This window comes from Ruegeria arenilitoris (assembly GCF_013030265.1).
Lineage (GTDB): Bacteria > Pseudomonadota > Alphaproteobacteria > Rhodobacterales > Rhodobacteraceae > Ruegeria > Ruegeria arenilitoris_E.
The window spans coordinates 23724-45358 of record NZ_WPZQ01000008.1; the positions used below are offsets into that span (position 1 = coordinate 23724).

Genomic DNA, 21635 nt, shown 5'->3' on the forward strand with positions numbered 1-21635 from the left:
TCAAACCCTCCATGCGACCTGACATTCCGTCAGTGGAATCGCAGACAACCCGGTCTCTGACAGGCAAAAAACCTCAGAGCCGACACACACCCCCAGCGCCTGCGAACTGTGCAACACAATGTCACCGCGTTGGGCGAACAAAGGGGTTTGAAGCGGCTCGCCGAGAAAGTAAGTCACCGCGCCCTCCATTGTGTTCGCCCCGGTCTTTCGGCACATCGCGACGAGCGATCCGTTTGCCGTCCGATACCCCTTCGGCAGATCAAGCGTGTTTCCGGTCAGGGTCTGCACGATATCCGCTGCCCATGTTCCACAATCATGGCTGCCCCATTTGAATGGCCGTGCACGCGCGCTTTCGATCTCAGCCTGCAAACGCAGCGGCCAATCCTCGAACCTCACTGTCCCCATGAGATTGACCTGTCCTGCAGCCAGGTCACAGCCTCGAAACCTCGGTCGGACGGATCAAACAACCTCTGGCTTTCATGGGTGTACCGGAACTCACGTGGCCGCTGCAGATCAATCAGGCGGCTTTCGTAAGTGATGGTTATGTGACATGTTTGTTCGCCATCTTCGATATTGGGAACATCAAGACGACCCGCGAAGGACTGAACCGGATCCGCAATGACTGAACCATCGGTGGCAAGAAGACCGATATAAACCTTTCCCGGCATCCCTTGTCGCGCATCATCGATTACCAGTGACACCATGGAAGACGGCACACCTGAGATGGTTAACTCCAGGCCGCTCGCTATGACGTCCGTCGTTTCTTCAATCTCGCTTGCACTTATAAGGCTCCCGGCGCCCAGCCAGATCTGCCCATTCCACGTGACCTCACGCTTACCGGTCCAAAGATAGATAGTGCCGCTCGGAAACTGTCCTTCGAAGAAAGCACAGGGCTTCAGGTTCGGATCATCCAGAGCAGCTTCAAAAGCCGCGGACATGTTGCGAGTCATATTGCCTCCCGAGCCGTGAAACTGAACTGATACTTGTCGTATGGCCGGATCCGGGTCGGCACCGGAGAGGTCAACCGAAGCAGAACCTTCGGGTTCACAACTTCAAGCGACGCATCATCAGCCGGAGAAGATCTCAGAGCCGGAACAAACTCCAGTGTCGCAGCCCCGCTGCTGGGTTGGACATCAGCAGTCAGTTGGTAGAATTCGGTCGCCAATCCGCTTCCCAGAGAGAAGAAGTCACCGTCTCTCAGACCAGCTGCACTCCACCCGTCCGTGTCCAGAGTGTTTCCGGATTGCCCCGCTCCCCTGACCAGTGGCGAGCCATAGTTGCCGGTCTGATCTATGGATGGATCTACGAACAGAAATGGTGTGACGGGACCCCGTAGCCTTGCAAAGAACGAGGACAGGGATCTGCCGTCTCGTTGCCCGAGACGCAGTGCCACCTCGATATTATAGTCCCACCATTCACCGCCCCAGTCCTGTACGTCCTGACTACCGGTAAAGGGGGATGTGACGGGCGTAGCGGCGACAGCGAGGGTTCGGTCTGCATCACGTACAATACCAGTCGGGAATACGGGAACAGTCAAGCCCGCACCCCACGACGTCTCATCTGTTGCCCATATGCGAAACTACCCTTGTAGATACTTGGCAGCATCGCAGCCAGCTTCTGCTCGATCTGCTCCGCTACACCCATCTGGGCTCCGCGGGCGTCAATCGAAATGCTCATGCCGTCACCGCGCCCCGGTGATGCTCCATTTGCGTGTCCCTGCGCAACCTCCTGCTTGGACCAGATGCGCTCATACCGCTGGGCAATCACGGGAACTTCATCCGGCTTCAATCCCGGCCAACCGCCACCATGGAACCGCTGTGCCCCGGCAAAGGCAACGGCCGGTACCTGACGCGTCATTCCGCCAGCACCAACTGTTCCGCCAACGTGCATGATACTCCCCAGCAGCTTGCCGAAGAATCCACCGCCCGAACCGCCACCCAACCCTGACAAGGCCTGAGCCAGCGGGCCCAATACGCCCGACTTGAACTGCAGCAAGGCAAAATCGGCGATCATCGACCGGATCAGGCCACGGAAATCAACCTTCCCGCCCTCTGCAAATTTCCGAAAAGCGCTTTCAGCAGACTGAAACCCGTTGACCATGGCATCGCCGACACCTTTGCCCCAATCGCTTGCGTTGCGAGCATATTCACTCAAGGCGTCTCTGGCTGCGTCCCAGCCCTCTTTGGCCTGTTCGCCAGCCTTGCGCCCTGCTCCGCCTGCCTTTTTCTGGTCCTCAGACAACCGGTTCAAAGCGTTGCTGGTGGCTCTTTCCTTGATGCTCTCAAAGAGATCACCCAGCGGATTCTCATTCACGGTATCTTTTACGGTTTTTCCGAAGTTGCTCCACGCTGTCGAAGCCCGACCCGCGGCTTCCTGGCTGGCTTCAAATGCGTCGCCGCTCTTCTTGCTCAGCGTATCCAGAATGCCGGAGAAGTTGTCGGTGCTCAGGTTCGTGTCAAAAACACTGTTGAGACCTTCGGCAACTCCGTTCACCGCCCGGCTTACATACCAGACCATGTCGTGCATCTTTGTGACCACATAGGACACGGCGAGGGAGAATGCGGCCCTGAAGTATTCCGGGATCGTATCCGCTGCAGTCTTTATCCCCAGCGCAGTGATTTTCATGGTGTTGAGGATGAGATTGCCAGCCGCAATGGCGCCATCAACCACCCAACCCCAGACCGTTGAGAACCACCCGGATATCTGCTCGATCGCGGGCCGAAGGACCGAATAGAGCCCGTCGCGTATGGTTTGCCACACCGCCAGCGCGGTGTCTCCGAACGTGACAGTGACATCAGAGGTCTTGTTGATCTCCCCGGTCATGCTGCCGATAACAGCACTGAAGGCTCCGGCAACCGCCAAGACAGGCCAGAACTTGCGAACCAGCCCGCCGACAAGGTTTCCGATGTCCTGTAGCGCAGCGCCAACCCCACCGTTTCCAAAGCCGTAAATCTGGGCAATCTGGGTGCCCTGCTGTGCCATGACCACAAACGGGTTCATGCCACTGATCAACGAAACGCCAATATCATTAGCCTGATAGAACATCTGCTGCGTCCGCAGCATGCCAACCCGGGTCGCTGCTGACATGCCATTAATCGCAACGGTTCGCCCCTTGAGTGCAGCGATACTCTCCAGCGAAGCCCGCCTCTCCCGTTGAATGGCGGCCGCCATTTCATCCGCGGTCAGGGCACCCTGCAACTGAGCCGCCTTGACCTCGGAAACTGCGGTTCGGTAACGCTGGATCTCGGCATATACCGGATTGTACTTGGCACGCAGCTGATCGAGCGCTTGTCCCTGTTGAAGATACTCAGCCGTTGTTTTGCCGATTGCCGGTGTGACACCTGTCAGACGGTTGATCTGGTCAACCATGGGTGACGCAGCAGCAGCCGATGTTCGCATCGCCGAGGCACTGTTTTCCGCTTTTACTGAGAGTTCCTCAAAGGACTGCCTGGCGCGAGCCGCCGCAACCTCGACGGACTGCATTCCCGCTTCAGCAGGATCTGCATTCGCCGCAATACCAACAAGCGCCTCCTTGCCAGCACTGCCGATTGCGACAAACTCGCCTTTGAGCTGCTGTCCACCCACAGCCGCGAGGCGGACAGAAACACGCTTTTCCGCCATATCAGGACTCTCTCATTTGTTCGTTGATTTTCCCGCAGGCAATGGCTTCGACATCCGGCAGGATCAGCGCCACAACGGTTGTGTTCACACCCAGGGCTTCAGCCAGACGCAGCGCTGCTGCCTGATTAAACCCGAGAGCGGATGTGCCCTGTGACGTGGCAATGAATTGAATCTGGCTCTCCAATCTCAGAACCAGATCCCAGACCCGCTTTCCCTCTAGGGTTTGCGGGCGGTTTTCTTTCTTCGGGCACTCTTGGCAGACGGACGGGCACGCTTCGCAGTACTGGGCGCCGCCGCCGAAGTGCCAGTCGGCGAGGGCGCAGAGGCGTTTTTTTCCGCGCTGAGCACATCGCTCAGCCCCAACCAGCGCGCCATGTATCCCTGATCCCAGGCACTCGCGAGCGCCGGCATCCGCAGCGTGGCGTTGATGTAATCTGCATCCACAGGCGCAGGATTTCCTTTGTCATCCTCGATGCCTTCCCAGTCGGTGATCACCAGCTCCGCAACAACAAGGTTCATGGTCTTACCCAGCAGACGCTGAAGTTCCGCCATCCTGTCGATGTCATCGGCGGCTGTGGCCTCATCGATCTCAAGGTTCAGCGCAACGATCCGATCGTCCTGCGCCGCCTGTTCAAAGACCAGGTCCAGAGCGGGTTCAGCCAGCACCCGGATATGACCCGGAACAAGATCATACCACTCCGCTTTCGGATTGAGAGAAATACGCATCAGCGCTCCTTAGTTGGTTGGATTGTCGTAATCGGCGATGTCGTTGATCAGCGTGACAGTGGCCATCTTCCCTGTCCCATCGTCAAAGGCTGCCTGCCACGCGAATGAGGCCTGCACACCGCCGGGCCCCTCGATCGGCACTTTGGGTTTTGGCAGGAATACCTCATGCGCAACAAATTCGAGGCTCTTCTCGGCATCGATCTGGTACTTGAAACTCAGTTCACAAGCCGCACCGCTTGTGGCCTGATCCATCAGCGTCGCATCGCCATAACGAATGTCGATTGTTCCCGACATCATCGCTTTCCCGGGATCGGCCCCATCAATCTTGCCATCCGCTCGGATGGTTTCGACCCGATCGAGACTGTTGTTGTAGGTCACCTGGCCCTGAACCACATTACCCAACTGCGCACCGTCGCGGCTGATTGAACCGGTGAAAGATCCAAATCGGCTGATCACTTCCTGCTGCATTGTGCCAACAGCCGAAACTGACCCTTTATTTTCGCCCTGAGCGATGACATTCACCGTCGCTGTCACAAGCCCGGAACGTTGCATTTGAAACGAAATGGAATCTGCCATGCAACCCGAAACCATTGCATAGTGCGGAACCTCGGGCAGACCGGTTTCAGCGGAGAAGCTGGGAATGGCCCAGGACCCGCTTGAGAACACATGGGTGTAAGGCCCCGTTCCTGTCGTGACGGGATTTCCGAATAGGGCCTTGAGCCAGACACCGATATACCGGACATCGATCGGGATCGCGACTTCACCATCCGCCGTGATTGCGTCCCGGGTTGGCGGCTGGGCATCTCGTCCGAGCCCGAGCAGATCATCCTCGATCAGCCCTTGTTCGCTGCCCAGTGTCGACCGGGAAAAAGGCATCTTCCAATATGATCCCGCGGCGGGCGGGGTGCCGTAGACAGATTCAAACGCGAGCGCAAACTGCGACCGCGCGCCTTGAGCGCGTGCCATATTAACGTCCTTTCAGGAGTGTCTCAGATAAGAGGGTCCGGCGTGCCGTAAGTCAGGATCACACCGATGGTTGCGGCTTTCAGCCCTTGTGCGCCTTCGACAGGCAATTCCAGCGGCGCCGGCGCTTCGCCGACAACGTAGTCACACAGACCGCCAAGAGTTCGATCAGATGAGATTGCCGTGCCGATCGCCTGCTTGAGAACATCAAACTTTGCATCACGTGCCGTCGAACTGGAACCATTGACGATGATATCCACCTCAGCGCGGTGATCATAAATGTACTCGGTTGGCGATAGTGTAATTTCCGGCACTCCGGGATCACCATCCTGGAGCACGACGGAACCCAGCGAAGGAATCCGATCCGGGTAGAATTCATTTCGCTCAAACGAAGCACCCGAAGGCAGAGCCGTTTTGATGGCTGTCGTCAGCGCCTTCAGGACTTGTTCTGATTTGCTGTCGGCCATCCTAGTTTCTCCAATTGGCGACAATCAGCTCTGGCAACTGGTTGTGCCACTTCCGTGCCGCTCGATCGAGGTCGAGGCGTTTTCTCAGTTTCACCTGCGGGATCAGCACAAAGATCGGTTTGGTCACTTTAGACCGACGTTTCCGCTTCGACCCTCGCCAGGACACCGGGTCGTATTGCTTGCGGTCCAGCAATTCGCCGTCTGTTACCAACAGGCCGGGTTTCCCGCGACGATACACAAACCGCAGCTTCTTGCCGGTTCTCTGCTCCCACATATGTGGCGTGATCGGCTTGTTCCGGGGTCCGCGCATACGCGCAACTTCTGCAATCGGGATGGCCAGCCAGAACCCATCTCTAGAGCGAACCAATGCGCCGCGATCATGCGCGTCCACAATCTTTGCCGCCCTACTGAAGACCAGAGAAGCCGCGGACAGGCTGTCTGTGTGGCCCGGAAAGGTCACCTGGCGGATTGTCTTGCCCAACCGGGTGCCGAGCCCTGCCCCTTTGATTTGGCTTCGCCAGTCGGTCTTGAGACCCCGGCCCGCGGCCCGTACCCCTTTGGTGACGGCGCGTTCGCCTTTCCGCAACTCCTTGAGCAGGACCGTTTCCGGGTCTTCTATGACCCCGAAGTCGAATTTCATATCACACCGGCACAGTCTTCAGAACGACCTTCAGTCTGCGTGGGTCCCGGTATTCATGAGACGTGACCTCGCGCATCACTCCCCCGACCTCAAACGTCAGACCGTCTGACCAGCCTTCAAAATCTTTTGCCCGGATCTCGTAGATACCGGTTTCTTCGATAAAACCCGAACCATTGAATTCGCGCACCTCATCCCCTTCCGATGGCAACATCAGGACGGGCGTAGGTTTGGAATACGGGTTCAGAATTGCTTCGACGCCAAGTGCCTCAAAGGTGGCGTCGATGCAGAGTTGAGCCTCAAACATCAGTCGTCCGAGGTATTGGCCGAGTTCTTTTCAGATACGATCGTGCCCTTTTTCTCGGATTTCAGCTTCTTCGCTGCATCTGCCGGGATCGAACCACTCCAACCCGCTGGCAGAGTGCGGATGCTGCTGCGGTCAATCCGGTACGAGAATTCTTCGGTCACTTTTACAAGAACGCCAGATTTCTGACCCATGTTTCAATACTCCTGAAAGAAGAAATGGCGCCACCTGCTGGTGGCGCCGGTGTTCAGAACGGGTTCATCCCGTACAGTCAGTTGGGGTTAATGGCCGCGAACCAGAACTCCGGGTCGCATGCTCATCGGAATGGTCTGCATCATGACTTCAACATCAACAAACCGGTCTTCCTGACGATCCGGGAACACGTTCGAATAGAACTCCTGCCCGGGCTGGTTGACCATGCCCATATAGTCGGCCGATCCGTTGAACTGACGGAACGTGGTCCGCGTTCCCATCGGATAAAACCGCACATCGCCATCCGGAATGAACGAGCGGGTCACGCTCGATCCATCTTCCTGTGGGACATCCGCCTCTGCCAGGTATTCTTTCCAGAGGATGCCGCCAAATGAGAAGCCATCGGATGTGTCGTCACGCAACGGATCACCACCGTTTGTGTTCTGGAAGAACTTGTAGCGCTCCTTAAAATCGTCATGCCCCATCAACTTGTCAGTGAATGTCGGATGCATGCGCGCCCTCACCCCGCGGGAGACATCGCCCTTCAGGTTGGTTTTGATGTGGCGTGTCACTTCGCGGCATTTTGCCATGAGATCAGTACTTGATGTAGCAAGCGCAAAGTCTACAACTTTCTGAGTGATCCCGAATTCAGTAAACAGATCTACCAGGACCGAACCGTCCGCATCTTTGACCTGTCCCTGGATCGCGCCGGCACGTAGATATTCGCGGGTCACATCGGTGCTGCCGCGCAGCTCGCCCTGACGTTCGGCAACCTCACCCGCAACCTGTTTCAGCTCGGTTTCGGAACCAAAAGCGCGAATGCCGTCCACGTCATCGGCAGTGATCCGAGACTTAAGGCCAAAACGCTCGGTACGGAAATCACGCAGCTTGCGTTTCCCGCGCGCCTGCCCCGGCAACGATGTGCCCCGCGCAGAAGATTCAACCAACTGCAGATGCCCGTGATGCTTTTCGATCGAGAAGCTGACACCGCGGATAGACTTCGGTGCAAACAGGCCTTCCTCGCCCAGGTCTCCCCACTGGTTGGGGATTTCGCGCACGGCTTCGGACAACTCCATGGCCCGAAACGCGTCGTTCTGGAAAATACTCATATGGGCCATGAAACGGCTCCTTCTAAAGTTAGCTCAACGTCAGTCAGACGTTGGGTTGGATTGGGGGTGATCAGTTGGCGATGATGCCTTGCTGTTTCAGTTCAGCGACGGCTGCATCCCGCTTGGCTTCATTGTCGTAGGACGAGTGCCACGTCAGGCCGCCGCGACGAACCGTGGTGTGACGCGCCTGAATAACGGCCTCAACGTCCTGGTTTTCTGCAGGTGCAGGTGTCCGCAGCACGGCGACGGCTACTTCCGATCCGTCATTGGCTGTCTCAACACTCGCCACGAACTTCTTGGTTGCGGTGATCTGGCCGAGAACCGTACCGGGTTCCAGATTGGCGCCTGATCCGATGGTGACAAGATCCCGGCTATACTGGCTGTTCTCTTCGAACAACAGGAAGTCGCCAGGCGTTTTGCCTTCTGTCAAAGTAGTCATGGGGTTTCTCCCATTCAGGGTTCAGTTAAAGGGTTTGGGACGCTCCGTCCCGGTGGTCAGTTCCAGCGCTTTTTTTGCGCCGCCTTGACCGGGTTTTCCGGAGCATTCGCACCGGCTGGCATGTCCAGGTCTGTTTCATCCTGATCCATGTTTTCGCTCAGCGACCCTTTGGAGGACGTCTTCGGCGCGGCGGCGAGATGCACCTTGGCCTCCTCCGCGCTCATGTCGCTGTTAAAGGCCAGGCTTTTGGCCAGATCTTCGCGCCCCGCAGCCTCATCACAGTTCATGATGGCGGCGATGCGTTTGCGCTCGTCCGAAGCGCTGGGTGCCGGGCTGGAATTCGACTTCGACGCCGAAGCCATTTCTTTGTCTTTGTCAGGTTCCTGTTCGTTACCCTGCACTTCAGCTTGCTGCTCTTCGGTTTCCTGATTTTCGTCTTCAGGTGTGGTGTCTTCTGTTTCTGCGTTCTGGTCTTTCTTGGATTTCGTGTTCATGGGGTACTTTCCTCTATTGGCTTCCATGCCAGGCAGGTTGAATTGCTGCCCATTGATTTGAGCGACGAAACGCTCGAACGCCTCCCGAGGGTTGGCGACTTCATCTGCAAGACCCTGCTCCACCGCATCCGCGCCGATGAAACAGCGAGCCTGCGTATCCAGAGCTGCCTGCGCATCAAATGCCTCCCCGCGACCCTCGCCGACAGTGTCTGCAAAGATCTGGCGCAGCGTTTCCATTTCCGCTTTCAGGCTGTCGCGCACATCATCCGGGAGTGGTTCGTAAGGGTTGCCATCGGCCTTATGTTCGCCGGCCGAAATCACCGTCACCTGCACACCCATCTCTTTAAGCTGGGTGCTGAAGTCTGCATGCAGGCAAATGACGCCGATCGAACCGACGCCACCGGCGCGCGGCATGACCACATGCTCAGCCTGTGATGCCAGTGCATATGCGGCCGAGAATGCATAATCACAAACAAAGGACCAAACAGGCTTTTGCTCATTGGCCTTTCGGATTCGATCAGCCAGGTCAAAACACCCGGCGACCTCACCGCCATGGCTGTCGATCTCCAATGCAATCGCCCGTACCGAACGGTTTTCCAGCGCAGCGTCGATCTGGGCCGCGATCCCTTCATAAGACGTTTCGCCGGAGTAGCTGCCAATCCAAGCACCCCGATGGATCAGTGTTCCTGTAATTGGGATTACAGCGACACCGTCGAGCATTCGGAAGGCATCCCGGCGCCCTGCCCGGATCTCACCTCCCAGCCGTTCATCGAGCAAAGATGCATAAGGCTTGGCTGATGGTTTCGGATCACTGCCTGCATCCACGCCCCCGATCTGAACCTGGTCCGCGCTCAACAGGCGTGGGCCCAATCCCTTTACAAAGGCCGCAGCTTTCGCCGGCGCAGCAAGAAGCGGCGCGTGAAACACACGCTGCACAATTTCCGGATAATTCATGGAGTCAGTCCTCAGGGTTCAGGTCAGGACCACCGTTATGCCCGATGAGTTTGGCAAAGCTCTCCTGCATGGGGTGCAACGTACCTTCTGGTAGAACGCTGATTTCGCGTTTGATCTGTTCGATATTGTCGGCAAAATCCGTGCCGGTAAGCTCGGCGGCCTCTTCTTCCAGCGTGGACATTCCCAGTGCCACGCGCATGGCCGCAGCCTGAGCCTCTTTGACCGGATCAACAAACCCTTTCCCGGGTCCGATCCACTTCGCCCGCGCATAGGCGGTCCAGTTCTCATAGAAATCAGGTGCAGACGATGGCAACGGCACATGCCCATCCATGATCTGCTCTTCCAGCCAGGCCATGAAGTACAACTGGCAAAAGCCCTGAGCGAAAGAAATCCGCCGAGCCGTCCAGCCACGCCATATCTCAATCATGGCAGCACGCGCGCTGGAATAATTGGTTTTCGACCAATCGCTCGCCAACTGCTCATACGAGATCCCGAGACCGCTTGCGATATGCCGGAGCACGGCCGCCTCGAAATCTGCGAATTGTGCCGCGGGCCGCGAGGTCTGCACCATCCCGATTTCATCATTGGGATAGAGCATCGTGACCCGAGAACCACCCAGACGGATCTTGTTCTCGTTGTAGAAGTCAGCCCGATCCGACTGCATCGCAAGAATGTTCTTGGAATCCCCGTCCCCGAAGATTTCATCAACAGCATCGGGGCCCATCGGCGATTTGATGAAAGCGGCCAGAACCGCATTGATCACCGCTGCCTGCAACTCAACCTTCGAATAGTGGTCCTCCATCCGCAGTTTCTCTACGATTGGAGCCAGCCGCGATACGCCCCGGGTCTGACCGTCCCGCAACTTATCAAAGAAATGGATCACTTGTGGGCGACCATTCCGCCCTTCCCGGCGAATTCGTTTCCAACGAAACCCATCAATATCCGACCAGGTGGTGTTGGGATGACCTTGCCTGAAATTATAGGCCGACGCTGCCCCGTATGACGTCAGATCAACACCGCCGCGCCGACGATGCGTGTCCCCAACATTTTGCGGATTCGATAACAGATCCGGATCAACGAGACGCAGCGTTGTATGGGTTTGCCGACGAACCCGCCAGTTAATGACACCGAGCGCTTCACCTTCCAGCATATAGCCCCGGTATGCGGTCCCGAACATCTGGGATACTGTCTGCGCTCGCGTCGTATCAGCCAGCTTCCGCGGATCATCTGCATAGTTTCTCCAGCGCGCCTCAAGCACCTCTTTGAATTCCTTCGCCCAATCCGGATCCAGACCAAGAGCGCGCCAGTCGGGCTTGCAAAGCGGACGGAAATTGGCACCGATGATGGCGTCAACCTCTTTGGAAACCGCCCCCGCTGCCCAGCCATTGTTACGGACCAGATCCCGAGTGCGGGCCGTGATGCGCTCCCGGCCTGGACCAATCTCTGCGTCTGGGGCAAGAACAGATGGCTGAAACCCTTGCATGGTATCAACGCCAGCGTCACCAGCGATGTAGGGCGCAGTTCCGTTAAAACCCGCGTCCCGCATTGCTGAGGTCTTCAGGCGGACAGATCCGGGGCGAACCTTTGGATAGGATTGTTTCAAAATGTCACTTTCCTGGAGGCGGCACCGGATGCAGCATCAGGCAGGCTGCGCTTCAGGCTCCTGATGTACCGGCGTAGTTCAGTGATGTTTGCCCGCTGGAATTCGGTCGTGGCCCCGTCATATTCAACCTTCACCACCTTCGTTCCAAGCAGCAGCTTGTGCAGAGCTGCCTCTGCTTCAGCAATCCGTGTTTCGGTTTCAGTCGGCATGGCCAGCAATCACCTGCGAAAGTTTGCGTTTGGGGAGTTCATCATCGTCGGCGTGTTCATCGGCGGGCGGCACAACACTGACAGCAGCATCGAACAAATCACCCTGCATATCCGGCGCAGGTTGACCGCGTTCGGCCTCCAACTCATCCCATTGATCATCAGTCAGTGACGCCCAACCCTTTCGGCGGGCCGCGGCTTCGGCATACAGCTCCGTATCAAGAGCTTCGTTTCTTCGGGTCGGCTCAACCAGGTCCCATTTCGCCGTCATCACCCCGGATCTTTGGCGTGTCAGAATCCGAACCTCGGAGGTGATCTGGCGATAGTATTCATCACCAAGCCCACGCGCGAACTGGCAATAACCCCGCTCTTCAGGGTCCTCCTGGCGAACCCAGGTATAGAACTGACCTTTCATTAGTGAGACATTCAGAATGAACGCCCGCTTCTGACGCCGTTTTGCCTTTCCGTCATTCCGACGCTCGAACTTCATCGGCACCATCAGAGGTCCGTTCTGAGTCGAGCCCCCTTTCATGATGATCACCCGGGACCATGGATGGGTTTTGGCCCAACTCCAGACATCATCGGTATAGGTGCCACCATCGATGGCAAGCGCATCCAGTTTGATGCCGTAGCCCAGCTCCGTCCGCCATTCCTGTTTGAGCATGGCATTGAGCGCCGCCCGGCATTCCTCTGACCCGATGTGGTGAGGAATGATCTTGTAGTCGACAGTCCACCGCTTCCGGTTTCTGCCAAAGGCCTTCAGGTGCACCTCTGTCCGGTCATCCTGACAATCGACGCCGGCGGTAAACAGAACACCTGATGCAGGAAGGACACCCGGAGACAGTGGCCGAATGCCGAACTCGCCGCTGTCTGCCCCTTCATCCGCTTTTTCGGTTCGATCCCGAAGCGCTTCCCAATCCGGCGCATCGTTGGCCTGTTCATAGGCCAGACCAAGAACATCGTTGTGGAACGTCTGTTCGGTTTCCGCTTCAACCGACTTCTGAACTTCCTCGGCCGTGGTATTGCTGGTTTTGATCCGGGTCCAACCCATGACCCTGGCATACCGATACGCGATCGAGGCCCAGTCTCGCTGTGGCGCATAGGCTCGCCACAGAAAAAACCCGGGGTGATCGCCATTCGGATTGGTCGCCCTCCAACGGCCTTTGAGAACGATTTGCTCCTTGTAGCTGTGCTTGATCAGCTCGTGGCATGCATCACACCGAAAACACGCCGCCGCCAATCGCTCGGGATCGATGTTCTCCCGGAAGTTCTCCCATGTCAGTGGCGCCATGTTGCCGCAATGCGGGCAAGGCACATCGTAAAGCCGCTGGTCGCTGCGATCATATGCGCGCGTAATCCGGCAGGTGCCTTTGATCAGCGGTGTGGAGACCCGAAGTATTTTGGCGTCTTCGAATCCTTCCGCCCGGCTTTCCGCCAGTTCTTCCGGATCGCCCTTGTCCGTCATGTCGAACTTGGCGAGGTCGTCCATGATGACCAATCGTCGCGTCGTTCCCGTCAGATCCGCCGGAGATCCAGCCGAAACGATCCGAAGGGAACCACTCAGGTCCAGCGTGTCCTGGTCTTTTGTGTTGTCCCTGTTGTTTCCGTTGGTTCCGACACCGAAAATCTTTCGCAGGCTGGGCGCTTGCCGCCGCATCGGGTTCCACTTGGTGTTTACCCACTCGTCCTTTGCGGATGAAGTTGGATGAACCACAAGACTGTCCAGTGCCGTGTATTCATGCCAGGCACCCAGCGTCGGATTGATGACCGACACAGTCTTGCCCCACTGCGCAGATCCGAGCAGCGAGACTTCGCGGCATGGATGCTCCGGAGACAGAACCTCATGAATCTCCCTCAGAAAGGGAAACCGATCGATATTGAACGGACCCGGCATCGGAGACCGTTCGTCAAATTCAATATTTTCCTCGCACCAACGCGTAATGTCGGGCGGTGGTGCCGGAGCGATCGCTTCGGACAATGCCGAGGCCACGACCGCCTCGGAAGAAGTCAGGAACCCCATCAGACATCAGCCTTCAGTTCGGCTTCTGACATTTCGGCCTGATCGGCCTGCTGGCTCAGTATCTTGCTGCGCCGGCCTTGGTGTTCGCGCCACTTCTTACGCAGGATCGCCCGAACCTGTTTAAAGTCCACACCCAGTTCATCAGCAATCTGTCGCGCCCCATCCTTCAGGACGCTTTCGAACTCCGCGATCTCTTTGCGAAGCAGCTTCTTTGTTTCGAGCGCTACGTCAGAGGCGAGAACGAAAGTACCTTCTTCCTCAGCGTTCTGCCGACGCATCTTGCGGGCTTCCTCAACCGCCTTCTGCGCCCGGGCCAGTCTGTAGCCATCATCATCGTTCGGTGGCAGTCGTTCGGCCCCTGCCCCGGAATTGAGTTTTGCAGGACCTGCCTCGCCGATGCTCGTAAGCGCTTCCTGCGTCTTTGCCCCGTTGCCCAGACTTTGCCCAAGATCAAGGTTCTTTCCCAGCGCTGCAGCCGACTTTCTGAGATCGAACCGACGCTGTCGGCCCGCACCCTCATAACATCCATCCAGCTTGCCCTCTTTGACGTACTGAGTGATGCGAACGCGCGAAAGGTTAAGCTGTCTGGCAAGTTCGGCGCCTGTCACATGGTCCATGTTAAGTCGGTTGTTAAGGCTTTCGTAAAGGTTAAGGAGATCAAAACGTATGCCCCTCGCCGCCCCGTATACTTACCAACGGCTGGGAAGGACCCTTTAGTTCTGTTCTGTCCGTCGACGCAGAGTTTCGTCTTGCATTCATCAATCCATCACCTTGATATGCGCAGGAAAAGCAGAAATCAGAGGTCGCAATGAAACCCGGTGAAAAGAAGAGATGGAAACGCGGCGACGCCTACAGAGATGATGTACTGCGGGACTTTCAGCCGTCCGTACTTTATCGCACCAAAGTCATCGGAACCAATGAGCAGGGAGTCTATGGAGAGCTCACCGACGAAATAGTCGGCATAGAATTGACCTCACATGACGATCCCCAATATTCGATCGTACGGACGATGGGCTGCGGTGGAGCGACATCGCTTCTGAACCAGGCTGGGCTGCCTCCAATACTGGGGCCTTGCTTTGACCCATTCGAAAACAACGACCATCATGGTGTTGCTGACAACGCAGGAGCGCCGGGAGGGCAACAGAACCATGCTCAGCAAGCACCAGCCATGTCAGCTTGGAACAAAGAACTGTATCGCGCGGTTCTCCTGCTCCTAAATGCGCACCCAGGCGCAACACCTGATCCGACGCGCCCGAGTGGAAAACTGCTAAAGAAACTCCACCAGAATGGCGCGCAAGATCTAGAACCGCGCAACCGGTACGCAAAGACTGTCAACTCGATGTATCTTGGTTTTAAGTGCAACGTGGATGAGGTGCACACAGTGCTAGGCGCGATGCACGGTAACTACGTGCCTATTGAGTTTCCCCTCATCCATGTCGCTCTGGTAGACCACCCTGATGTTACTCGGGAAACCATTCGCATTTGGTGATGCCATACAAATCCAAGTTCACGCCCTGAAGGTATGTCGACCTAGTATTTCATATATGCGTAGCACTGTGACTGGCGTGGTGGCTCTTGCCTGATCGCCGGTCTACGGGTCCGCGGTGTTGCCCTTCCGAAGCACTGGCTTCGTGTTACCTCATTGGCAGGGACCGCTTTGGATCATCCTAATTCGACTCGGTATCAGCAGTATTTGCGACCTGTCAACATCTGGCAGAGACAGGCCGCAACCACAGCTACACCCGCTCAAGCCAATCCGCAGGCATTTCAAGCTCTGTTTCCCGACCCAAAAGCGAGATGATACCTTTGGCAACAGAGCCAGACATCTCAACCACATTCATCTCGAACCCTTCCCATGATCCAGCGGCTACGCGTACCAAATCACCCACATCAAACTCAGCGTGGGTTCGCATCCATCTTTGATGTTCTGGAGCTACTTTGCCGCCGCCCCACGCCCGCATCATCTGCATGATCCTGCGATCAGGTATCCGGGCAGGAATGCCGTTGGTACCAAGCGCACCGACCACGATATCCAATGCCATCAAATCAGCCCAACGCGGTTGATCCGGGTTCCACCCTACAAAGACCCAATCGGCCAACAGCGGAAAGGTAACCAGGTGCTTCTCTTGCGTAACCCGATTCACACGCCGCCATTCCTTACGAAGTGGCAGGAACACTTCGAAACCGGCCCGCTCCAGTAACAATTTAGGCAAATGTTCTCGATGCCCCGTGCCCTTGATGCGGCGTTTGCAGATATGCCCCGATCGGCTGCGATACTGTTCATATTCGGCACCCAGCACCACTGTCCGCCGTCCGGTATTGTGAGGTGGCTTTACCCGGACAGCGTACCAGTCGACCAAACGCGGTTTGACCTGTACCTGCATCATGCCTCCGACCTCTCAGCTAGAGCCAATGCCCTGATTTCTTCGCATTTGTGCTTTGCCGCCGAGCGCATATCACGCCAATTCAGCTCCTCAGTCATCACCACCCGATCAGACGCCTCCCGCTGCTGAATGTCATGCAAACGGCGAAGAGCAGATTGTGCCTCCTGCTTGATCAAGGCAACTTCGTCAGCTTTGGGCCACTTCCTCTTCTTCTTGAGGAAACGCCGCAGTTCGGGTGCCCAATCCGAGGCCAATGCATCCTGACCCAATTGCGCGGCAAAGACTGCCAACATTAAAGGTGAGGCCTCATCACCTGGTTCCTGAATGTCAGCCGCAAAGGCCAGTATCTTGTTGGGGATAGGCATCTGATCCCGGTCCCTGCCCTCCGGATGCGCAGCGATCTGATCCTCCAAAGCCCCCAGATTAAGGTCAGACATATATGCCAGCTTCGGGCACAGCGTCTTGTTCACCATCGCGTCAAAGTCTGCCTGACTTGTGAACCCCTTTGGCTTCTTCAAACCCCTCGCGGTCAGGGGCTCAATTAGCAACTGCCTTACTCGTTTCTCGCCTGCTGCCTGTTCTTTTGCATCCATCGCCCCTGCTCCTTTTCTCAGCAAATCCCCAATTATCCACAACCTCAGCGCTTGGTTTTGGGCGCGGATCGGCAATTTCTTTTCTTTTTCATTTCTTTCTCTTCTCCTTTCAGCGGCTCGGTTTTTGGTAAAAATCAAAACTTCCAAAACCTTCCGCAAAACTTCCCAAATCCTCCGCAGTTTTTTTCAAATCTTCCGCTGGAACTTTTCACACGGTTTCTAAGAGGACTGGGAAAGCGCTTCCCAAGCCTCTTGAATGCGCTTCACGGTGGCGCTGCCTCCCGGATAGGCTTGCGCTATCCAGTCGCTGATACGGTTGACCAACTCATCATTTTTGGCCACTCGCGCACCGCCCGGAATGTTCGCTGCCAGGTTGCGACTGATCGTATCCAGCCGCTTGCGCATGCGTTCGTCGGCGTTCTTCGCCAAATTGGTGCGCTTGGACTCAAGTGCCTTTTCAGCAACCTCTGTAACCACAGGATGAGCCAATCGGATTTCTCCATTGTCACACTTGACGCGATGCCAGTTGTGCAGGGGCGTGATGGCCCGCTTCATCAGCTTGCGCCACTCTTCCAGCGGCAAGCGCAGCTCGTAGGCCAATTGCTCATCATCATCAGGTAGGGTGCCGATAGGCGTCTCATCCTGCGCGATGCAGAACAGTTGGAAGCCGTACCATCCCACATCAGGGTCAGCCTTGCGTCGAAACGTACTTGCCCGCCAGCGTTTCAGGTTCCATTGAAAGAAGTAATGAGAATCCAGCCGGTCGCAGGCTGAAATCGGATAGATATCCAACTCATCAGTATCAACCAGCTGAACCGATCTTGCTGTTTCGCTCATGGGGATTTCCTTTCGGCATACTCCATGGCCGCCTTCAAAATACGCTGCTGACCGCGCACGGACTTCTGCTTGAGAACCTTCGAGATGTATTCGCCGCGCTCGAATCCCAGCGCCAGGCTCGCGGCCCGCATACTGGGAAACGTGAGAGTGCCGATGGTAAAAGGCTTGGCGTTTGCAGAGGTCTGGAATAGCGGCAAGCCTACTCGATCTTCCCGACCGCACCGGATGGCTTCATAGATGCCCCCGACGGTTATTCCGCAGTGCTTTGCAGCAGCCTTGGCATCTGCAAAGACACGCCCGTGAATGCGAACCGACATCGGCTCAACGCCACCAGTCCCAACGCCGATCCGATGCGCGGTGCCCTTACGCAGCGCGACCCGAACTGTGTCAGGCTTCACGCCCTTGGCTTTGGCGACTGCATTCACATTTGGGTAGATGACGCCATCGATCTCGATATCACGATAAATCCGCCGCCCCATCAGCTTGCCTCCCGCTGATGATCAGCAAGCGGAAGGCCTGCCTCAATCTCATCAAAGCGATGCGCCAGACGCCGCAAGGCGGTTCCCATGCCGCGATGAACAAAACCAGTGAACAAGGGCCGCTTGAACTTCTCTTCGGTCGCCGCCCCGGCAATCAGCGCGAAGGTCGCACCGCCGCTGGGATGATCACAGATCTCGAACAGGACATGACCGACCCGAAACTGCTCGCGCTCAAAGGTGACTGGATCCGGATGCCGGTTTCGGGACTTCGGGCTATGTGAACTCATGACACCCCCAAATAGATAGAGGAATCCCGGTCCTGACCCGGCTTGATCAGAATGACCTGGACTTGCGATAGCAACGCTTGCCGGACCTCATGCCAGACACCTTCGCTCTGATCCCAGCCGGGAATGGGCGGCACGATCACAACCGCCGAGGCGCGCAACAACGGGCGACACCACAACTCCCAGAACTTTTCATCTAAAGGGTCCAACTGCTGATTGATGATGTCGGCATTGATCATCTCGACGGCTTGGACGATCGGGGACACTGCTGTGACGCCCTCCAAAGCCAAAAGGCGCGACCAACGCGCGGCTTTGACCGATGCCTCGACAGATTTTGTAGGGCAAAACCCGCCATCTGAATGCTGAGCGAGCTTTGTGTAGGGAGTGGCAAGATAGCAAAGCCGGGACCGGCTACGCGACACCAGATCAGCCATGGTCGCATCGCGCCGCAACAGCGCGGAATCTTCAAACTCAGCCAACGCGGCTGATTTCCAGTTGCGGCGAATTGGAGGCGTTGTTTCAAGCATACGTTGCCCGCCCTTCAGATATGGGCAACGCACTCATTTGAACTTCTCTTCCAACGCCGAGGCGAACGCTAACGCGTGCTGCGCCAGCTCAATCGCCTCCCGCGCTGTCGTTCTGGCCTCTGCGGGGGTGAAATCGTTTGGGTTTTCGGATTCCTCTGAATGGGCCTTGGTGTATGCGTTCAGCACGTCGGAAAACTCACGCGTCAGCGTGTTGATGTTCGACGACATGGGACCGTCTTTGAACGGAGGCACATAGACACCACCGTGCAATCGCGCGAAATGCTGGGCTATCGAAGCTGCTGACGCCGGAACAACACGCCCGAGCGTATGCAGATAGTTTACACCCAACCCACCCGGACGGTCATCGTCGGTGCCGGAGGCACGTGATAGCGTGGTGACCGACAAGCCGAGATCATTGCTGGCCGCTTCCAACCCACCGGCGGCAGTTATTGAGGCACGCACAGCCTCCTGTATCGAGTCAGGCCGCATGTTTCTCATGTCAAAATCTTTCCAGGGATTTTCCGTGTGCCGACGCGCTTAGTGTTGCAGGATTGGCCACATGTTTGAGACAGGAACTTTGAGCACCAGAGAATTTGCAAAGCGGCCATCATTCAGCAGTCTCAGTCTTCAACAACTTCGCTTTGCCGCGAAAAAGATGCTCGGGAACTCCAATAGAACGACTATCGCAGAATGGCTTGACCAACCAAAACCAACTGTCCGGAAATACGCCATCAACTTTGGCCCGCTGAACTAATTGGGTGCTTTTTCCCGTCTCGTTTTGAAATTCTTTCCGGCCCACATGAGCCAGAAACTCGTCAACATCTGTGAAGCTTTGATCCTGTGCCATGGGTCGCGATAATACGCAAATTGCGTAGTCAGTAAATACGCAATTTGCTCAGTGTGGAGAATAAAGGATTTATGTACCTTTTGCGTATGCTTCAGGAAGAAGAAGATAAGATGGAAGCGGTCGCCGCGCGATTGCGCCGAGTGCGTGAGATACTTGACCTCAGCAAAAAGGAGTTTGCAGAGAGAGCAGGCATGTCTGAGCAGACCTATGGCCCGTTTGAGAACGCAAAACGTGAACTCTCACTGATTGCAGCCAAGAAACTCAGGAAGACCTACGATCTACCTCTAGAATTTATGTATTTCGGAAAGATCGAAGACCTTCCTACCAGAATCTCCAGAGAGCTTTGATCTAACCCTTCTGTTAGATCTGCCCAAAAATCTAAAGGCAGACCAGATTGCAGCCTCGCCTCTTTCAAAAGATCAAGTTTACTACGTCGGCCCGACCCCACGCGGACTGCTCTTTTTTTGTCGTTCACGATGATGCCTATCATTCAATATCATAATGCTATCCCCGACATCCTGTAAGCAAAGTTACTAATGTAACCGGGCGAATGAGCAAACTCGATAAAGTGGAGCCGATCAGGCACCGAAACACAAAACCCATTCAACCCTTAGTAGATTTCAACACCAGCAATATGGCTTATGTCAAAATGATCCAAAAACTGTCGAAAATTTACTATGCCGAAATCTGACGGTCAGACAGTACGGCTAATAAATTGGCTGGAAAGAGAAGTTATGACGCGATGCGAAGAGCGCGGAATAAGTCTTGGTCAAGCTTCTGTTGAGACCGGAAACAGTCGCGGCTACCTATCAAGACTATTCCGGGATAAAAACGATATCGGGTACTCTAGGCTTCAACGGTTGTGTTCCTTTTTGAACATTGCACCCACAGATGTGCTGTCTCAGATGTCTTTTAGTTCTACTCCAACAATAGACGAGATTACGGATTATGTTGCAGGCGGACTAGACGAGGATGGCTTTGAAGCTTTGAAAGAACATATACTTATCTATGCGGTTCCACCCGATGACGCCACCTCTCTGTCTCTACTACACATGGGAGATCAGAGTTTCGCCGCTTCTGTGTTATCCGTTGCAAATCCAGATGCGTTACAAAACGCGGTGGACAATTTCCCCGAGAATGCGCGCAGAAAGCTAATCGCATCGTATGGCGTTGCCGCGAGGGGAACTTGCTTAATCTCAATTGAGGAATTGTCGGCTAAGATCCACGGTCAACCTGAGTACAGCTTGTTAAAATACAAAAGAGTGTTGTTTCCCGTTAACGATTTTCTTGGCGAACCTGCCGTTGGAATCTATGCCTGCCCAGTATCCAAGCGAGCCAAGTGAACAACGTCTAAAAGAGACGAGTGGCAGCACGCTTCATGGTTTCCTCGCGTTTCCGGAGGCGGATCTGACCAGACCTGAGCGTTCTTTATGCAAGACATCAAACCGAGACGGACTCCCAAACCTCGTACGAGGTCTCTTTCTTTTATGAATGCGTAGTAGGACGCGCAGCCCCAGGCGATCGCTGAATGAAAGAGGGCCGCATGTCCAAAATGATCTATCACCTTGGCTCTGCGTACATCATTGCTGATATGTAAGTCCCCAAAGTATGCAAGATCACCACCCAACTTCTGATCTACCAAATTGGAAACGCTGACTATGACATCACCTTTGGAACTTGATCCATAGTGCCTTTGAAAAACGCGCTTCCAATACTTGGAGACTGGCTCACGACCAAGGATTTCTCTTTTTACACCGATAGCGCCTAAAGGCTGCTGACCACACGATATTGTCATCCAAAAACTAGTTTCTGGTGTGTAGTCATTCCATTGATGCGAAAGCGTTGGCGTCTGGTAACCCTTGCCCAATGCCCTTAGGAACCCGGAAACGTGATCAAAGTCGTGAGTGACGTCCAGGCAAAAGCCTTTTTCTGCCAAACGATCGGAACGG

Annotated in this window: 29 protein-coding genes; 3 read left to right on the top strand and 26 right to left on the bottom strand. The window is 55.7% G+C overall.

Translation table 11 applies throughout. From position 1 onward, the window contains the following. The 18 genes from GOX61_RS14860 to GOX61_RS14945 form a co-directional block, all read right to left on the bottom strand. Nucleotides 1-405, bottom strand: a complete 405-nt coding sequence (locus tag GOX61_RS14860; protein WP_170334974.1) for a DUF6950 family protein — start codon at nt 403-405, stop codon at nt 1-3. Then, the gene (locus GOX61_RS14865; protein WP_170334976.1) at nt 393-950 is read right to left on the bottom strand and encodes a hypothetical protein; all 558 of its coding nucleotides are present in this window, start codon (nt 948-950) and stop codon (nt 393-395) included. Before GOX61_RS14865 ends, GOX61_RS14860 begins: the two co-directional genes overlap by 13 nt. Next, nucleotides 947-1537, bottom strand: a complete 591-nt coding sequence (locus GOX61_RS14870; protein ID WP_217353882.1) for a hypothetical protein — start codon at nt 1535-1537, stop codon at nt 947-949. Before GOX61_RS14870 ends, GOX61_RS14865 begins: the two co-directional genes overlap by 4 nt. Beyond that, nucleotides 1534-3621 carry a phage tail tape measure C-terminal domain-containing protein gene (locus GOX61_RS14875; RefSeq protein ID WP_170334977.1) on the bottom strand — a complete coding sequence of 696 codons (2088 nt, stop codon included), beginning with the start codon at nt 3619-3621 and terminating at the stop codon, nt 1534-1536. Before GOX61_RS14875 ends, GOX61_RS14870 begins: the two co-directional genes overlap by 4 nt. Nucleotide 3622: 1 nt before the next feature. After that, entirely contained in the window at nt 3623-3805 is a 183-nt protein-coding gene (locus GOX61_RS14880; protein WP_170334939.1) for a DUF7697 family protein, read from the bottom strand. A gap of 32 nt (nt 3806-3837) precedes the next feature. Further along, entirely contained in the window at nt 3838-4347 is a 510-nt protein-coding gene (locus tag GOX61_RS14885) for a hypothetical protein (protein WP_170334979.1), read from the bottom strand. A 9-nt stretch (nt 4348-4356) separates the two neighbouring features. Continuing rightward, a complete protein-coding gene (locus tag GOX61_RS14890; protein ID WP_170334981.1) occupies nt 4357-5313 on the bottom strand; it encodes a phage tail tube protein in 957 nt (318 codons plus the stop codon). A gap of 23 nt (nt 5314-5336) precedes the next feature. Further along, nucleotides 5337-5777, bottom strand: a complete 441-nt coding sequence (locus tag GOX61_RS14895) for an acyl-CoA transferase (RefSeq protein ID WP_170334983.1) — start codon at nt 5775-5777, stop codon at nt 5337-5339. A 1-nt stretch (nt 5778) separates the two neighbouring features. Further along, on the bottom strand, nt 5779-6417 hold the full coding sequence (locus GOX61_RS14900; protein ID WP_170334985.1) for a DUF6441 family protein: 639 nt from the start codon (nt 6415-6417) through the stop codon (nt 5779-5781). Between the two features lies 1 nt (nt 6418). Continuing rightward, nucleotides 6419-6721 carry a head-tail joining protein gene (locus GOX61_RS14905; RefSeq protein WP_170334987.1) on the bottom strand — a complete coding sequence of 101 codons (303 nt, stop codon included), beginning with the start codon at nt 6719-6721 and terminating at the stop codon, nt 6419-6421. Further along, nucleotides 6721-6912, bottom strand: a complete 192-nt coding sequence (locus GOX61_RS14910) for a hypothetical protein (protein WP_170334989.1) — start codon at nt 6910-6912, stop codon at nt 6721-6723. Before GOX61_RS14910 ends, GOX61_RS14905 begins: the two co-directional genes overlap by 1 nt. 87 nt (nt 6913-6999) lie before the next feature. Continuing rightward, nucleotides 7000-8028 (bottom strand): major capsid protein, encoded by a 1029-nt coding sequence (locus GOX61_RS14915; RefSeq protein WP_170334991.1) that lies wholly within the window; start codon nt 8026-8028, stop codon nt 7000-7002. A gap of 61 nt (nt 8029-8089) precedes the next feature. After that, complete coding sequence (locus GOX61_RS14920) at nt 8090-8458, bottom strand: head decoration protein (protein WP_170334993.1); 369 nt, start codon at nt 8456-8458, stop codon at nt 8090-8092. Nucleotides 8459-8514: 56 nt separating this feature from the next. Continuing rightward, the gene (locus GOX61_RS14925; protein WP_170334995.1) at nt 8515-9906 is read right to left on the bottom strand and encodes a S49 family peptidase; all 1392 of its coding nucleotides are present in this window, start codon (nt 9904-9906) and stop codon (nt 8515-8517) included. A gap of 4 nt (nt 9907-9910) precedes the next feature. Next, the gene (locus GOX61_RS14930; protein WP_254436885.1) at nt 9911-11509 is read right to left on the bottom strand and encodes a phage portal protein; all 1599 of its coding nucleotides are present in this window, start codon (nt 11507-11509) and stop codon (nt 9911-9913) included. Continuing rightward, nucleotides 11506-11718, bottom strand: a complete 213-nt coding sequence (gpW, locus tag GOX61_RS14935; RefSeq protein WP_170334997.1) for a gpW family head-tail joining protein — start codon at nt 11716-11718, stop codon at nt 11506-11508. The genes GOX61_RS14930 and gpW overlap by 4 nt, the downstream gene beginning before the upstream one ends. Further along, nucleotides 11708-13735, bottom strand: coding sequence for a phage terminase large subunit family protein (locus tag GOX61_RS14940; protein ID WP_170334999.1), 2028 nt, complete (start codon nt 13733-13735; stop codon nt 11708-11710). The genes gpW and GOX61_RS14940 overlap by 11 nt, the downstream gene beginning before the upstream one ends. After that, the gene (locus GOX61_RS14945; protein ID WP_170335001.1) at nt 13735-14352 is read right to left on the bottom strand and encodes a hypothetical protein; all 618 of its coding nucleotides are present in this window, start codon (nt 14350-14352) and stop codon (nt 13735-13737) included. Before GOX61_RS14945 ends, GOX61_RS14940 begins: the two co-directional genes overlap by 1 nt. Nucleotides 14353-14543: 191 nt before the next feature. On the opposite strand from GOX61_RS14945, the gene GOX61_RS14950 reads away from it, so the two are divergent. Then, nucleotides 14544-15224, top strand: a complete 681-nt coding sequence (locus GOX61_RS14950; RefSeq protein WP_170335002.1) for a hypothetical protein — start codon at nt 14544-14546, stop codon at nt 15222-15224. Between the two features lie 247 nt (nt 15225-15471). On the opposite strand, the gene nusG is transcribed toward GOX61_RS14950, so the two are convergent. The 8 genes from nusG to GOX61_RS14990 form a co-directional block, all read right to left on the bottom strand. Continuing rightward, nucleotides 15472-16119, bottom strand: coding sequence for a transcription termination/antitermination protein NusG (gene nusG / locus GOX61_RS14955; RefSeq protein ID WP_170335004.1), 648 nt, complete (start codon nt 16117-16119; stop codon nt 15472-15474). Beyond that, the gene (locus GOX61_RS14960) at nt 16119-16712 is read right to left on the bottom strand and encodes a hypothetical protein (RefSeq protein WP_170335006.1); all 594 of its coding nucleotides are present in this window, start codon (nt 16710-16712) and stop codon (nt 16119-16121) included. The genes nusG and GOX61_RS14960 overlap by 1 nt, the downstream gene beginning before the upstream one ends. A 219-nt stretch (nt 16713-16931) precedes the next feature. After that, nucleotides 16932-17549, bottom strand: coding sequence for a hypothetical protein (locus tag GOX61_RS14965; RefSeq protein ID WP_170335008.1), 618 nt, complete (start codon nt 17547-17549; stop codon nt 16932-16934). Further along, nucleotides 17546-18028, bottom strand: a complete 483-nt coding sequence (locus GOX61_RS14970) for a hypothetical protein (RefSeq protein ID WP_170335010.1) — start codon at nt 18026-18028, stop codon at nt 17546-17548. The genes GOX61_RS14965 and GOX61_RS14970 overlap by 4 nt, the downstream gene beginning before the upstream one ends. Then, complete coding sequence (locus GOX61_RS14975) at nt 18028-18315, bottom strand: hypothetical protein (RefSeq protein WP_170335012.1); 288 nt, start codon at nt 18313-18315, stop codon at nt 18028-18030. The genes GOX61_RS14970 and GOX61_RS14975 overlap by 1 nt, the downstream gene beginning before the upstream one ends. Beyond that, nucleotides 18312-18839 carry a DUF1937 family protein gene (locus tag GOX61_RS14980; protein WP_170335014.1) on the bottom strand — a complete coding sequence of 176 codons (528 nt, stop codon included), beginning with the start codon at nt 18837-18839 and terminating at the stop codon, nt 18312-18314. The genes GOX61_RS14975 and GOX61_RS14980 overlap by 4 nt, the downstream gene beginning before the upstream one ends. Before the next feature lie 33 nt (nt 18840-18872). Beyond that, a complete protein-coding gene (locus tag GOX61_RS14985; protein WP_170335016.1) occupies nt 18873-19337 on the bottom strand; it encodes a hypothetical protein in 465 nt (154 codons plus the stop codon). A gap of 109 nt (nt 19338-19446) precedes the next feature. Continuing rightward, complete coding sequence (locus tag GOX61_RS14990; RefSeq protein ID WP_170335018.1) at nt 19447-19686, bottom strand: hypothetical protein; 240 nt, start codon at nt 19684-19686, stop codon at nt 19447-19449. Nucleotides 19687-19772: 86 nt separating this feature from the next. Here GOX61_RS14990 and GOX61_RS14995 point away from each other — a divergent pair, with 86 nt between their 5' ends. Together GOX61_RS14995 and GOX61_RS15000 are read left to right on the top strand one after the other, a co-directional pair. Then, complete coding sequence (locus GOX61_RS14995; protein WP_254436886.1) at nt 19773-20033, top strand: helix-turn-helix transcriptional regulator; 261 nt, start codon at nt 19773-19775, stop codon at nt 20031-20033. Between the two features lie 330 nt (nt 20034-20363). After that, on the top strand, nt 20364-21029 hold the full coding sequence (locus tag GOX61_RS15000; RefSeq protein ID WP_170335022.1) for a helix-turn-helix domain-containing protein: 666 nt from the start codon (nt 20364-20366) through the stop codon (nt 21027-21029). Nucleotides 21030-21635 lie beyond the last annotated feature (606 nt).